This window comes from Streptomyces sp. NBC_00873, assembly GCF_045207415.1.
Lineage (GTDB): Bacteria > Actinomycetota > Actinomycetes > Streptomycetales > Streptomycetaceae > Streptomyces.
In genome coordinates, this window is sequence record NZ_CP108803.1 from 9309116 (window position 1) to 9322863 (window position 13748).

Here is a 13748-nt window from a genome sequence, read left to right on the forward strand (position 1 = left end):
ACAGCGTCCTGCTGGGCCTTTTCACACCACCGCAGCCTTCACCCGCACATGAACGAGGCGCTGAGCGCTGTAGTTGGCAGGCGACCGCTTTCGACCGGCACCGTGTCCGGCAGGGCGGGGGTGCTCATGCAAGCGCATGCGAAGGCCGTCGCCTGTCGGTTGTATGCCGCCGTCCGGCCCGTGAGCCGCGGGGCCGCACCACTCGAGCCGTCTTCCAGGATTGAGGTAGAGGAATGACGTATGTCGCCCAGGACCGCCCGCGTATCGGCTGGATCGGTACCGGCCGCATGGGCTTCCAGCTCGCCGCCCGGCTGCTGGACGCGGGGCATGACGTAGCCGTCTACAACAGGACCCGCGCCAAGGCCGAACCACTGGCTGAACGGGGAGCCGCGATCGTCGACCGGCCGGCCGATCTGGCCGACCGGGACGTCGTCTTCACCATGGTCTCCGCCTCGCCCGACCTGCAGGCGGTCACGACTGGCCCTGGCGGCGTGCTGACCTCGCCGGATGCCGCACCGGGGGCGCTGGTTGACAACTCCACGGTGTCCACGCAGATGTCCGCGCTGATCCGCACCGCAGCTGCCAAGCGGGGGACCGACTTCCTGGCCGCCCCGGTGAGCGGGAACCCGCAGGTGATCGCCGCAGGGAAGTTGACCGTCGCGGTCTCCGGCTCGCGCGAGGTATTCGACCAGGTCGAGCCGTTGCTGGCACTGCTGGGGCACGGGGTGACCTACGTCGGTGAGGACGAAGTCGCCCGTCTCGTCAAGATCGCGCACAACGTCTTCCTCGGTGTCGTCACCCAGTCGCTCGCCGAGATCACCATCCTCGCGCAGAAGGGCGGTGTCAGCCGTGCCGCCTTCCTGGAATTCCTCAACGGCTCCGTGATGGGCTCGGTCTACACCCGCTACAAGTCGCCAGCGATGGTCAACCTGGACTTCAAACCGACGTTCACCATGCCGCTGCTGCGCAAGGACTTCGATCTGGGGCTGTCCGCAGCCCGCGAGCTGGAGGTCCCGATGCCTCTCGCCGCCGCCACCGCTCAGCTCGTCGCGGGTGCCATCGGGGCAGGGCATGCCGAGGAGGACTTCGCCGCCTTGATCCTTGAGCAGGCCAGGAACTCCGGCCTCACGCTGGAAGCCCAGAACGTCCCCGTGGGCGACGGCCTGTCACCGCACCCCTGACCGGCTATAGCTCGACTGGGTTGGATGAGACGGCGACTGGCTTCGATGAGAACGGACAGCCCACCCGCCCAAGCAGCGCCGGATGACCCGGGACGAGTATGGCGATGCCCGCACTGGACACCCGGGAACTCGGTGTGAGTCCGGAGGGGCTTCGCGGCTGGGTGAAGCAGGCGAAGATTGACCGCGGCGAGGGGGCGCCCGGCGCGCTGACCACGGCGGAGAGGGAAGAGCTCCAGCGGCTGCGCAGGGAGAGCCGGGAACAGCAGCAGACGATCGAGATCTTGAAAAAAGCCGCGGCCTTCTTCGCGAAGGAGTCGATGAAGTAGGCACGCTGTGCCGTTTCATCGACGCGGAGAAGGCCGCCGGGACCAACCCCGGCGGCTACAGCGTGGCCCTGCTGTGCCGCGTCACGGGGATCAGCCGCTCCACCTACTACGCCTGGCTGGGCGCCCGGCCGGCAGCGGCCGAACGTCGGTGCGCCGAGGACGCGTTGGCCGAGGAGATCCGTGAGATCCACGCCTCCTCACGGGGTGCCTACGGTGTTCCGCGCGTGCACGCCGCGCTGCGGCGCAAGGGTCATGCGATCAACCGGAAGAAGGTCGAGCGGATTATGCGCGAGCGCGACATCCGCGGCGTCACCCGCCGCAGGCGCCGCCACCTGACGCAGCAGGACACCAAGGCCGCACCGGCCCCGGACCTGGTCGGCCGCGACTTCACCGCCACCCGGCCCGGCACGAAGCTCGTCGGCGACATCACCTATCTGCCGACGGTCGAGGGCTGGTGGTATCTCGCGACCGTCATCGACCTGGCGACGCGCGAGGTGATCGGGTACGCGATGGCCGAACACCACCGTGCCGAGCTGGTCACCGACGCGCTGCGGATGGCCGCCGGCCGCGGCGACCTCCAGTGCGGCTGCATCATGCACACCGATCGTTCGGAAGCGAGTACACGAGTGGCGAATTCCGCACTGTAATACGGGAGTTGAGCCTGAGACAGAGCATGGGACGAACCGGCATATGCTGCGATGACGCCGCAGCCGAGAGTTTCTTCGGACTGCTGAAAGCGGAGATCGGCACCACCGTCTGGGAGAGCCGCGAGGCGGCCCGCGCCGACGTCTTCCGCTTCATCGAAGTCGAGTACAATCGCACCCGGCTCCGCAAGCACCCCGAGTTCGGGTACCTCACCCCACTCGAAACCCGAGCCAGGCTGCAGCACGACTTCACCCCCGCAGCGTAAGCAACCGCTGTCCAAGATCAGGGGGGAACTTCATAGTGCGTTGAGCTGGTCTCTTCCGACTCGTCTTCTGTAGATCTCGGCTGTCATGGGGTGACTGAGTTGCTGTCATCACCTGCTAGTTCGGCCTAGCACACTTGGTATCCGGCTGACGTGAGGATGCACATTCCTGTGCTCACCGGGTGGGCGCCGGGGTGTTCTGGTGGGTATGAATGCTCGGTCGTTGTCGCGTGCTGCTGCCCATGGGGGCTTGGTCACCGCGAGTGCTGCTGATGCGGGGCCACTTGTGTCTCGCGCGCAGGACCGGCGACTGGCCCGGCAGGTAGTGGTACGCCGTCTCCTCGTGCTGCCGTCGCGGTTGAGCCGGAGCGCGCGGCCGATGTTCTGCACGATCTCTACCTGGGAGCCGCGGGTGTCGGCGAAGCAGACGGCCTCCACGCCCCGCTCGCCGGTGATGTCCACGCCTTCCCCGAGCACGCGAACGCTCGCGAGGAAGGCGCGGTGTACCCGGCGACCGGCCGCGTCGATGCTGTTGGCGAACTGCCGCAACACCTCCCGCCGCTCGGACACGAGGTGGTCGCCGCACAGCCACGCTGACCACACCCGGTCCGGGGGTACGTGGCGGTCGGCCTCCAGCTCGTAGAACTCCGCGGCGATCGACGATTTCGACAGCCGGTCCGCGGCCGCCAGGTCGTCGTCGGAGGCGTCGTTGACGTACAGCTCGGCGGCGGTCTCCGGCAGCTTCTCCGCGAACGCGGCGGCTTCCTCCACCTTCTGGTGGAACGTCATCACGGTGCGCAGGTTGTACGCCGCCGCGTGCTCCAGGAGCGCCGTCTGCAGGAGCGCGAGGCGCCGGCCCCGCCGCGCCTACTCCGACTCCCCGAGGACGGGGGAGGGGTCGCGGATCTCCAGCACGTCGATCTCGAATCCGGCGAGGATCTCGCGCTCGATCGCCTCCGAGAGCCCCAGTTCGGCCAGCCACGCGCCGTACGTGCCGTCCGGGTCGTCCAGCGAGCTGTCGATAAATAACTACTCGCCCTGGCGCGGGTGCCCGTCACCCGATACCGCCACCGAGGCAGCAAGATTCCCAGTCCCTGGCGTTGACCTGCAAGAACACAGCCTTACGGCAGATTCCGTGGAGAGCCCGTTGCGGTGTGAGCCGCACGGCGGGTGCGGAGAGCGGCCTGAGGAAACGGACCGGGAGCAATCCCGGCACCGCGCCTCAGGTCGACTCACCGACTTCACCGGCCGACGTGCTCCTGGGCTCCCGCTTTAGGTTCCAGTTTCTGAGGGCCTGCCGGGCAGCGGAACCCCCGGGTCACCGCCCTCCGAGGGGCGGTGACCCGGGGGTTCACCGCGGTGGTGCCGTCGTCAGCAGGTGTTGCACTGCTGGGGGAGAGTGTCCCAGAAGGAGGTGTCCGCCTGGTCGATCGAGCCGTCGGCGACCGCCTGGATAGTGGCCTCCATGGTGACCACCGACTGCCGGATCAGGTAGCCGTTGGACTTCTGGCCGAGTACATACGGTGCGTACTCGTGGTCGCTCATCCCGCGCATCTCGAACAGCAGCGTGGCGATGCCGTACTCGGCCGCCATGCCGTTACGGCCGATGGTGTTGGCCGAGCCCCCGTCGTACCGGCCGATGTGGCCCCAGCCGGTGCGGTCGACGTTGTGGTACACCACGGAGCCGAGCCGCTTGGACTTCTCGACCAGTTCGGGCGAGACGTCCGGGGTCGTCGGGTACAGGATCGAACCGGACACCAGATCCCCGTTCACGCGGGACTGGGTGCCCTGGTGGTGCAGGTCGATCGCGTAGTCCACGTCGTAGGCGCGCAGCACGTTCTCGTGCAGGGCCTGCGTCTCGGGCTGCTCCTTGGCCACGTGGTCGCGGTTGAGGTCGACCTCGTTGGCGTTGTAGCGGGTCAGGTGGCGTTCGCCTTTGGCGAGGTAGCCGTCGAGGGGGAAGTTCACGTCGCCCATTGCGCCGTCGGCGTTGAACATCGGGATGAAGAGGACGTTCACCTTCTTGAGCAGCGAGGCCTTGGACGGCGAGCCGAGGGACTTGATGGTGTGCAGCATGGCCTCGGTGGTCAGCTGCTCGTTGCCGTGCTGCTGCGCCAGGTACAGGATCGTCGGGTTGTCCGGGTTGCTGACGTACTTGACCAGGTGGATGTCGCGGCCCTTGACGGTCTGCCCGATCACCTCGAGCTTCATGGCGTCCTGCTTGGCGTCCTGGTCCTTCAGGAAGCGGGCCACATCGTCGTAGGTGGACAGGATCGAGGTGTTGATCGTCTCGTTGCCCCGGTAGTCGGGGCCTTCCCCGACCGCAGCGGCGGTGCCGTTGAACAGGGCACCGGTCAGCAGGAGTGCGCCGGTGAGGGCGGCGGTAGTAGTACGGGCGGATCTGGCGAAAGCACTGGACCTACGCATGTGTTTCTCCCTGGTGTCGCGAGCAGCGTCTGACGGCGGGCGAGCCTATGATCTTGGTGAAAACCCGTCAATGCCCTTGCGTCTAAAGCGGCGTTACTGCAGATGAGAGCATTTGGCGGGAAAATATCGCGAAGTGCATGGCCGTTGCAGGCAGGACGGCCGCCCGCCGGGCCAGGCGCGTATGCGACAGGAGCAAGACCCCCATTCACAGATGTCTCTCGGCCGCCTAGAGTGGCGCACGCCCCCCTCGGAAGCGCCTTACGAAACCTGAGGAGCAGTGAATGTCCGCTCGGAGTTGGGTCGCCACACTGGCGAGCACCGCCCTGATCGCCGGCCTCTCCACCGTCGCCGCCAACGCCACCGGCAACCCCACCAACGGCGCGATCCCGCCGGTGTCCCACTGCGGCACCGAGGCCTCCGGATCCGGCAACGAAGGCTTCGCCGACTACGCGCAACTGACCACCGCTCTCCAGCAGCTGGAGACCAGCACCGGCGGCACCGTCGACGTGGAGGTGGCCGGGTACTCCAACCAGGGCCGCGCCATCCACACCGCGCGCGTCGGCGAGGGCGACAAGGTCGTGTACGTGCAGACGCAGATCCACGGCAATGAGATGCACGGCACCGAGGCGGCCCTGGAGCTGCTCAAGCAGTGGGGCTCTAACAGCCCGGCGGCCAAGAAGCTGCGGAAAAACGTCACCGTGGTGGTCATCCCCCGGCTGAACGTCGACGGAGGCGAGCTCGACCAGCGGCAGAATGACATGACCTGGGACGAGGTCGTCGCCGACTTCCCGCAGCTGGCGGGTGCGTCCCCGTCGTGGAACTACAACTCCCGGGTCGGCGGTTTCGACATCAATCGTGACTTCCACCCGAACCTGGACTACGTTCCCGCCGCCAAGGACTTCCCGGGCGACAGCGCCGACACCGGCTGGTACATCACTCCCGAGGCGCAGACCTCCCGCAATGTCTACCGTTCGCTGGAGCAGGAGTTCGGCACCGTCGACTACTTCGTCGACCTGCACAACCAGTGGTCCTGCTACGCCACCGATGACATGGAGAGCATGTCGCCGCTGTCCATCTCGGCCAAGTTCATCGACAACCCGGCTGAGTTCGGCAGCTGGCCCAAGTTCGACATGGACGCCTCCAAGCGGGCCAACGTCGCCGTCTACCAGGCACTCCAGAAGCGGGGCAAGTCCTCCTACGGCGACCTGACCCTCTACCCCCAGTCCACCAACCTGCCGGGCACCGCGCTCGGTTCGTACCAGCTGCGCGGCTCTGCGGCGATTCTCTTCGAGACGTCCTCGCAGACCCAATACGACGGCATGAAGCGCAACGGCATGCTCGCCAAGATGGTCGAGACCGGGCTCGGCGGCCTGGTCGACGCCGTCGCGGACGGCTCGGTGAACTCCCTCGACACGGGCGTCTACGACGCCATCCCGAAGCGCGTCACGCTGCCTTCCGACGGCCCCGGCGTCTGACGGAGTGGACGGCCCGCGGCATCGCCCGGCAGTCCGGCTCTCCCCTGGCTCCGCACCGACACTTCGGTCCGGAGCCAGGGGAACCGCCGCCGTGCCGGGAGGTGCCGCTTCACGCCTGCCGGACCGCGGACCCTGCCCCTGCCGAAAACCTCATCCACCGAGGTCAGGCTGCATGTTGGTATTCGTGGAGAGTACCGCCGAGGCGGTCGCGTCGTCGTATGTCCAGGCGGGTTATCCCGTGCGGATCGGTGATCGGCGTGGGCAGCGGGTACAGCGGACGGGCGTTGGCGATGCCCTGATGGGGTCGGTGCCCGTTGTAGAAGTGTTCGAACTCGCGCAGGGCGTGGATCAGATGTCGCTGGTTCCAGATCAAGGTGCGGTCCAGCAGTTCGCGTCGGCAGGTCTGCACCCAGCGTTCCATGATCGAGTTCATTCGCGGCATCTGGACGCCACTGAGTACGACCTCTATCTCCGCATCCCGCAGGACCGTGTTGAACAGGTCGGAAAACTGGCTCTCCTGTCGCTTCCGTGGGTGGTCAGTTCGTGAGTTGACGGCCTGGTAGCTGGGGTCGGTGGCCGCCGAGGCTGAGCATCGCGAGGGCGATGAGGGACTTGGGGTCCTTGAAGCCGAAGGCGATGCGGGTGATCAGTCGGATTTTGGTGTTCATGGACTCGACCAGGCCGTTGCTCAGCCCGTGCTCGGCGGCGGCGGTGATGGCGTCGAAGTGTCTGACGATGCTGCGCTGCAGCTCGATGAAGGCCGCTATCCGTGAGCGGCGGGCCCAGAGCACCCAGTCCCACAGCGCCTCGGTGGTGTCGGGGCCCTGTTTGAGGGCGGTGCGCAGACCTTCCTTGAGCAAGTACGCCCGGTGGAGCAGCGGGTGAGCCTTGGCGATGAAGAGCAGCTGGGCCCGCTGCCCGGCCGTGAGGTCCTCGGGGTTCTTCCACAGCGCGAAGCGGGCTTTCTTCAGGGACTTCGAGCCTCGGGTGGATCTGCCCTTGCCTCCGCGCTCGGCGTTCCACACCTGACGGCGCACGACGTCCAGGGCGTCGGTGGTCCACTGAACGACGTGAAGCGGGTCCATCACCCGTACCGCCTGCGGGCAGCGCTCGGCGACCACCGTGGAGATCCAGTCGGCCGCATCCGCGGACACGTGGGTGAGCTTCGCGGCGCGCTCGTTCCCCAGGGCGTCGAAGAACTTACGCAGGGTGGCCTTGTCCCGGCCGGCCTCAGCCCAGACCAGACGCCCAGAGTCGTGATCCACCACGACGGTCAGGTACTTGTGGCGCTTCTTGTATCTGATCTCGTCAATACCGATCCGTCGTAGCCCGGCGAACAGGTCCACCGACTTCTCGACGTCCGCCCAGACCCGGGCGACGATGTTGCCCACCGTGCGCCAACCGGTCCGCATGAGCTGGGTGACGGACGTCTTGGAACAGCAGGTCGCCAGCCAGGCCACCTGCGCGTCGAACGCCAGGGTATGTCCGGCGCCGTGCCTCGCCCAGGGAACCGAGGCGACCACTATGCCGTGCTCGGGGCAGGAGACCCGGGGCGCGTCGGCCTCGAGGAATGCCTGGATGACGCCCAGGTCCAGGGCCCGCCAGCGGCGGCGTCCCTCACCAGCGTCGTACTTCGCCACCTTGCGCCGACAGATCCCGCACCGCTCCCTGTGGCCCTTCGCCGGTCGGACATGCGCCACGATCACCAGCTCACCACCGACACCGCCCTCGGGGTCTGCCTCCTCGGCCTCGACCTGCTCGATCAGCGTCTTTTCGAAACCGAGCAACCGAACCCATATACTCTTACTTTGCACGCCGTATCCAGGTTTATTCGTTTCGTACCTTCAGCAGTCGAAACGTACCCCGGGTACGGCGTGTTCTGCGTATCAGCCCTGGTCAACGACCCACGGAAGCGACAGGAGAGCCCAAAAAGTCGCAGGCCAGCAGGGCCTCGGCCTGGGAACGCAGGAAGTCCGCCCAGGTACTCGAGCTCCGTTCGGGTGACGGGTCGATCCCGGCGTCCCGCAGGATCTCCCAGACGGTGGAGGCGGCCACTTTCACGCCGAGGACCATCAGTTCGCCGTGGATGCGGCGGTAGCCCCAGCTGGGGTTCTCCCGTGCCAGGCGCAGGATAAGAACGCGGATGGACTGCACGGTACGCGGCCGTCCCGGTCGTTTCGGGCGTGACGCGGCAGCGTGGCGGTGTGCGACCAGGTCGCGGTGCCAGCGCAGCACGGTGTCCGGCTGAACGAGTAGCCGTAGCCGGCGCAGTACGTCCAGCGGGAGCCGATGCAGCAGCGCCGCCAGAAACACTCGATCGCTCGGGCTGAACCGCACCTTCGCCTTGCCGAATTGACGCTCCAGCACCGACAGTTGGTGGCGCTGGGCGAGGATCTCGATGTCCTTGTCCCTGTCGCCCATCGGTAGCAGGCGCAGCATGGCGAACGTGTTCGTCACACCGAGGTAAGCCAGTCGAAGCAGCACGGTCGATCATGATGCCGCAGTGACCGCCGGCAGCGCGAGAGCCCTTGCTTGAGCGATCGCTGTCGGCATCCGCGAAACCCGGCACACCCACCCCCACCAGGGCGGATGAGGTTATCGGCAAGGGCACGGTCCGTCAGGCTCTCGGCCAGCTGGAACACCGTGACCAGCGCGAGGCGCCCCGGCGACCAGCCGGCCGGCCCGGTCTTCCCGAACGCCTGGGCGTACTCGGCGTCCGGGAACAGCTCACCCAGCCGGTCACGCACCGCCACCGGTAACGGGACCTTCCACCCGTAGTTCTTCGCCCGCACCGCCCGCGCGACCTCAGGCGCGGCTCCGGCCACGGCATCGGCTCCATCGACACGACCGCTCCCACCCCGCGACCGGGGGAACGGAAGACAACCGGCCGCATCGGCAAGCCTGACACCAGAAGCACCATGACGACCAGTCATCAGTCAAATGGGCAACAGGGTCAGTTGTCGAGCCCGACCGCAAGGCCGGGTGGAGGCGCCGTCAGGGTTTGGCGGGTCAGCGCCCTGACGACCCTGGTGACCGTCGATCACGTCCGAAATCAGGCGTGCTCCGATGCCGCGAGCACGGGACTGGCCACGCGGTTCTTCGTCACCGCCTTGCCGGTGAGCGACACCACGACGCCGAGCGTCGAGGTCGCTCCGACGCGATAGACGAAGTCCGTCGTCGCGCCCGACCACCGGACGCCGGCGGCGTTGACCTGCGTGATGCGCTGCCCGAGATCCTTCGTCACCTTGGTCGAGCAGGCTCCCTTGTCGACGTCCTCCACGGGACCCACCGACTTCTCGGGGACCTGGTCGCCGATCGGGCTCTGGTCCACCTGCGCGACCGCGAGCGCGGCCAAGGACCTTCCGATCACGCTCTTCTCCCATGAGCCCGAGAACGCGCGGATGTGCCGCGCATTGCCTCAATGCCAAGTCGATCGCGGAATCTGCTGGCAAGCGGGGTACGCAAAACGTCGATCCTCCGGTCAGTCCACCTCCGGCTGCGGGAACACCCGCGGCGTCAGCTCCAGCGACCGCACGTGCTCCGCGATCTCCCCGCACGTGGTGACCCACAGCTCCGGCAACCCGGCCATCGTCTCCAGCAGCGACTCCAGCGCGCGCAGCCGCCCCAGCCGGCCGCTCAGGAACGGGTGGATGGTGAGGGTGAAGCAGGACTCGTAGCGGTAGGCCTCGGCGAGCTCGCCGGTCCACATCGACAGCGCCTTGGCGGGGTCCTCGATGACGCCGGGGCCGAAGACCTCGGGGACGAAGGCGAACTGCTCCCAGTCGTCGAGCGCCCACGACACGGGGATCTCGACGATCGAGCGGGTGCCGTCGCCGGGCCGCTCGGCGAGCTCGTAGGGAAGGTCGGAGTCCATCAGGCTGGAGTCGTAGAGGAAGCCGCGGTCGAGCAGGATCTCCGCCGTCGAGTACGACGTCTCCCACAGCGGCGCGCGGTACCCCACGGGCCGGACGCCGAGCACCTTGTCGAGCGACTCGAGTCCGCGGTCGATGACGGCCTCCTCCTCCTCGTACGACAGCCCGGCCATCGCCTCGTGCATGTACCCGTGGTGCGCGATCTCGTGGCCGGCATCGCGGATCCGCCGGAGCAGGTCGGGGTAGCGCTCGACGGTGTACCCGGGCGCGAAGAAGGTCGCCTTGAGGTCGAACCGGTCGAGCAGGTCGAGCACGCGGGGTACGCCGGTCAGCGCGCCGTACGCCTGGTGGCTCATCACGGACAGACGGTCCCGGGTGCCACGGTCGATGGTGAGGGCGACGTCCTCGGCGTCGAGGTCGAAGCCGAGGTTGGCGGCGGCCCGGAAGCCGGTCGGCCAGGTGATCGGGGCGGCCGGCTGGGTGGCGTCGCCGGTGGGGGTGGTCATGACGGTCCCTTCAGATCCAGAGAAGCAGGAGCTCAGGCGCGGGCGCGGGTGCTGCCGCCGTTGGCCGAGATGGTCTGACCGACGAACGCGGTCAGACCCGGCCGCGAGAGCAGGGCGACGGTGGCGGCGATCTCCTCGGGACGGCCGATCCTGCCGGCGGGGATCTCGGCGCCGTACTGAGCGTGCATCTCCTCCAGGCTCAGGCCGGCGTCGTCGGCGTCCACCTGCAGCTGGGGCGTGTCGATGATGCCCGGCGCGACCGCGTTGACGGTGATGTTCTCGGGCGCCAGCTCACGGCCCAGCGACTTGGTGAGCGCGATGAGTCCCGCCTTCGAGGAGGCGTACGCCGTGGCGCGCGGCCAGCCGACGACCCCCCACTCGGAGGTGATGACGACGATATTGCCGCGCCCCTTGCGCCGCATCCCGGGCAGCACGGCCTGCACGCACCGGAAGGTGCCTGACAGGTTCGTGTCGATATTGCGCCACCAGTCGTCGAGCGGCTGGTCAAGGATCGGGCTCATCGACATGTATGCCGCATTGCACACCAGTACGTCGACCGGTCCCTGCTCGCGCTCGACCGCGGCGAACGCGGTCCGCACCGCCTCGGGGTCTGCCATGTCGGCCACCACCGGGAAGCCACCGGTCAGCTCGACCACCTCACGCATCTGCGGGGTGTCGGCCCGGCCGTTCACGCCGACCTTCGCGCCCTCCGCGGCCAGCCGGAGCGCGATCGCCCGGCCGATCCCCTGGGTCGCGCCGGTCACGACGGCGACCCGGCCCTCCTGGTGACGTCGTACGTTCGGCTCGCTCATCAGATCACCGCTCCCATGTTGGGGGAAAGCACTTCGCCGAAGCAGAACCCGCCCTCGTCGACCAGGAACTGCACGGCCTGGGCGATGTCCTCGGGCTGGCCGAGGGCCCGCGCCGGCAGGAACGCCAGGTACTCCGGCGTGCGCTGGGCCGCCGGCAGCAGGGGCGTGTCGGTCGGGCCGGGCGCGACCGCGTTGACGCGGACGCCGTGCTCGGCGACCTCCGCGCCGAGGCTGCGCACGAAGCCGAGGATCGCGCCCTTGGCCGCCGAGTAGTGCGCCTCGCTCTCGGTGCCGCCGATGCCGAGCTCGGAGGAGATCGCCACGACGGCGCCCTCACCCCTGTCGATCATCCCGGGCAGCACCGCCCGGACCGGGTTGAGCAGGCCGCCCACGTGGACGTGCATCATCCGGTTCCAGGCCTGCTCGGTGATCTCGCCGACCGGCACCAGCTCGTAGTGCCCCGCCGCCGTGACCAGCGCGCCCACCGGCCCGACCTCGGCCTCGATCCGGCGGAAGGCGGCGGACACCGACGCCGGGTCGGCGACGTCGCACTCGTAGGAGTGCTTCAGGTGCTCGACGGGACGCAGGTCGAGACCGCAGACGATCCAGCCCGTCTTCTCCAGCGACCGGCACACGGCCGCGCCGATGCCGGAGGCGGCGCCCGTGACGACCGCGACGCGCGCGCTCATCGGACGACCTCCCGCTCGCCCACCGGCTCACTGATCCGGTTGCGGCGGCTCGCGTAGACCGCGACGCCGACGATGCCCAGTGCGACCAAGCTGATCACCATGCTCCAGTTGATGTACCACGGCTGACCGGGGCTCGTGCGCGGCCAGAGGACGTTGACGATCTCGAAGGCCAGCCACGCCGCGGCGGCGTACGTGACGATCACACCCCAGCGGCCCATGGAGAAGGGCCCGGGCACCCAGCGCCCGCTGAGACGGAGCAGGACGGCGGCGAAGACCGGGACCGCGAAGGCGATGTAGGGGCCCAGCACGGAGAAGTTCACCAGCACGTTGTAGAGGTCCGAGCCGGCGAAGAGCAGGAAGAGCGCCGAGACGACGGCGGTCAGGCCGATCGCGCGGATCGGCATCCGCTCCGGGCCACCGAGCTTGGCGAGGGAGGCCGCGCCGGGCAGGGCCCCGTCGCGGGCCATGCCGTAGACGGCGCGCGAGACGGCCGACTGGACGGCGAGGAACGCCGAGACGAAGCCGATCACGAACATGATGAGCAGCGGCTTGGCGATCGAGGCGCCGAGCTGCTCGGTCAGGGTCGCGGAGACCGGGTCACCGCTCTGCGCGCTCAGCACGGCGGGCAGGTCCGGGATGGCGAGGATGACCGCGACCGCCGAGAACATCACGATCACGCCGACCAGGAGCAGGCCGAAGACGATGGCCTTGGGCACGTTGCGCTCCGGATCCTGCACCTCCTCGGCGATCGACCCGGCGGACTCGAAGCCGAGGAACGCCCAGCCGACGAAGGCCATCGCGACGAGCATCGTGCTCAGCGTGCCGCCGTTCGCGTGGGGCAGGCCATCGAAGAGGGTCGAGACCGGGTTGACCTGGTGGAAGGCCAGCAGCACGATGCCGAGCCCGACCGAGCCCACGATCTCGCACAGGATGCTCGCGATGATCATCACCTTGAGGACCTGGCGGCCGATCATGTTCGCCGCGGTGCCGAGGCCGATGATGCCCATCGAGACCAGGACGAGCTGCAGCCGGCCCGGCGCGGCGACGTCGAAGACCTCGAGCAGGAAGCCTGCCGCGGCGTACGCCATCGTCGACAGGGTGAGGGTGAGGCCCCAGATGTACGCCCACGCGGCGGTCCAGCCCCAGGCCGTGCCGCGGGCGTGCCGGGCCCACTGATAGACGCTGCCGGCGTACGGCCAGCGCGAGGCGAGCTCGCCGAAGACGAGCGCCACGAGCAGCTGGCCGCCGAGCACGATCGGGAACGCCCAGAAGAAGCGCGGGCCGGCGGCGAACAGGCCTAGCGCGAAGATGGCGTACAGCGCCACGATCGGCGAGACGTCGGCGAAGGCGAGCGACAGTGCGGAGCGGAACCCGAACCCGCGGTTCAGTACGTCGTGGCCGCCGTCCGGCAGCGTCACAACCGCGCGGTCGGCGGTGCTCTCAGGGCTGGCTGGTCCCATTGCGGTGACCTCCTGGGGTGGGCCAGTGAATTTCGGCCTCAGTCTCGTGGCACCGTGGCACCGCGCAATAGCCGCCCGACGTCACACCCTTGG

General features: G+C 68.3%; 14 protein-coding genes and 2 pseudogenes. 5 read left to right on the forward strand and 11 right to left on the reverse strand.

Features of this window, described 5'->3' with window-relative positions; genetic code table 11:
• Positions 1-233: 233 nt before the first annotated feature.
• The 4 genes from OH809_RS43305 to OH809_RS43320 all read left to right on the forward strand — a co-directional run bounded on the left by OH809_RS43305 (position 234) and on the right by OH809_RS43320 (position 2417).
• A complete protein-coding gene (locus tag OH809_RS43305; RefSeq protein ID WP_406415293.1) occupies positions 234-1181 on the forward strand; it encodes an NAD(P)-dependent oxidoreductase in 948 nt (315 codons plus the stop codon).
• A 104-nt stretch (positions 1182-1285) separates the two neighbouring features.
• On the forward strand, positions 1286-1507 hold the full coding sequence (locus OH809_RS43310) for a transposase (RefSeq protein ID WP_406415291.1): 222 nt from the start codon (positions 1286-1288) through the stop codon (positions 1505-1507).
• Between the two features lie 17 nt (positions 1508-1524).
• Positions 1525-2154, forward strand: a complete 630-nt coding sequence (locus OH809_RS43315) for an IS3 family transposase (RefSeq protein WP_406425448.1) — start codon at positions 1525-1527, stop codon at positions 2152-2154.
• Positions 2155-2180: 26 nt separating this feature from the next.
• Positions 2181-2417: an IS3 family transposase gene (locus OH809_RS43320; protein WP_406415289.1), complete on the forward strand. Its 237-nt coding sequence runs from the start codon at positions 2181-2183 to the stop codon at positions 2415-2417.
• A 327-nt stretch (positions 2418-2744) separates the two neighbouring features.
• On the opposite strand, the pseudogene OH809_RS43325 reads toward OH809_RS43320, so the two are convergent.
• Both OH809_RS43325 and OH809_RS43330 read right to left on the reverse strand, forming a co-directional pair.
• Positions 2745-3431: pseudogene (locus tag OH809_RS43325) on the reverse strand (helicase); the annotation flags it as partial.
• Between the two features lie 354 nt (positions 3432-3785).
• Positions 3786-4841: a M14 family zinc carboxypeptidase gene (locus OH809_RS43330; RefSeq protein ID WP_406378336.1), complete on the reverse strand. Its 1056-nt coding sequence runs from the start codon at positions 4839-4841 to the stop codon at positions 3786-3788.
• Between the two features lie 281 nt (positions 4842-5122).
• Here OH809_RS43330 and OH809_RS43335 point away from each other — a divergent pair, with 281 nt between their 5' ends.
• A complete protein-coding gene (locus OH809_RS43335; RefSeq protein ID WP_406415287.1) occupies positions 5123-6316 on the forward strand; it encodes a M14 family zinc carboxypeptidase in 1194 nt (397 codons plus the stop codon).
• Positions 6317-6479: 163 nt separating this feature from the next.
• Here OH809_RS43335 and OH809_RS43340 read toward each other — a convergent pair whose 3' ends face one another.
• From OH809_RS43340 to OH809_RS43380, 9 genes and pseudogenes are all read right to left on the reverse strand, one after another.
• Complete coding sequence (locus OH809_RS43340) at positions 6480-6815, reverse strand: integrase core domain-containing protein (RefSeq protein ID WP_406425450.1); 336 nt, start codon at positions 6813-6815, stop codon at positions 6480-6482.
• Positions 6816-6852: 37 nt separating this feature from the next.
• Positions 6853-8130 carry an ISL3 family transposase gene (locus OH809_RS43345; RefSeq protein WP_406415286.1) on the reverse strand — a complete coding sequence of 426 codons (1278 nt, stop codon included), beginning with the start codon at positions 8128-8130 and terminating at the stop codon, positions 6853-6855.
• Between the two features lie 112 nt (positions 8131-8242).
• Positions 8243-8800, reverse strand: a pseudogene (locus OH809_RS43350) (helix-turn-helix domain-containing protein); the annotation flags it as partial.
• A complete protein-coding gene (locus tag OH809_RS43355; RefSeq protein ID WP_406415285.1) occupies positions 8770-9141 on the reverse strand; it encodes a hypothetical protein in 372 nt (123 codons plus the stop codon). The pseudogene OH809_RS43350 and the gene OH809_RS43355, both read right to left, overlap by 31 nt.
• A gap of 227 nt (positions 9142-9368) precedes the next feature.
• A complete protein-coding gene (locus tag OH809_RS43360; RefSeq protein WP_406415283.1) occupies positions 9369-9686 on the reverse strand; it encodes a hypothetical protein in 318 nt (105 codons plus the stop codon).
• A gap of 111 nt (positions 9687-9797) precedes the next feature.
• Complete coding sequence (locus OH809_RS43365) at positions 9798-10694, reverse strand: polysaccharide deacetylase (protein WP_406415281.1); 897 nt, start codon at positions 10692-10694, stop codon at positions 9798-9800.
• Between the two features lie 32 nt (positions 10695-10726).
• Positions 10727-11506: an SDR family NAD(P)-dependent oxidoreductase gene (locus OH809_RS43370; RefSeq protein ID WP_406415279.1), complete on the reverse strand. Its 780-nt coding sequence runs from the start codon at positions 11504-11506 to the stop codon at positions 10727-10729.
• A complete protein-coding gene (locus tag OH809_RS43375) occupies positions 11506-12195 on the reverse strand; it encodes an SDR family NAD(P)-dependent oxidoreductase (RefSeq protein WP_406415277.1) in 690 nt (229 codons plus the stop codon). The genes OH809_RS43370 and OH809_RS43375 overlap by 1 nt, the downstream gene beginning before the upstream one ends.
• Positions 12192-13655, reverse strand: a complete 1464-nt coding sequence (locus OH809_RS43380) for an APC family permease (protein ID WP_406415275.1) — start codon at positions 13653-13655, stop codon at positions 12192-12194. Before OH809_RS43380 ends, OH809_RS43375 begins: the two co-directional genes overlap by 4 nt.
• Positions 13656-13748 lie beyond the last annotated feature (93 nt).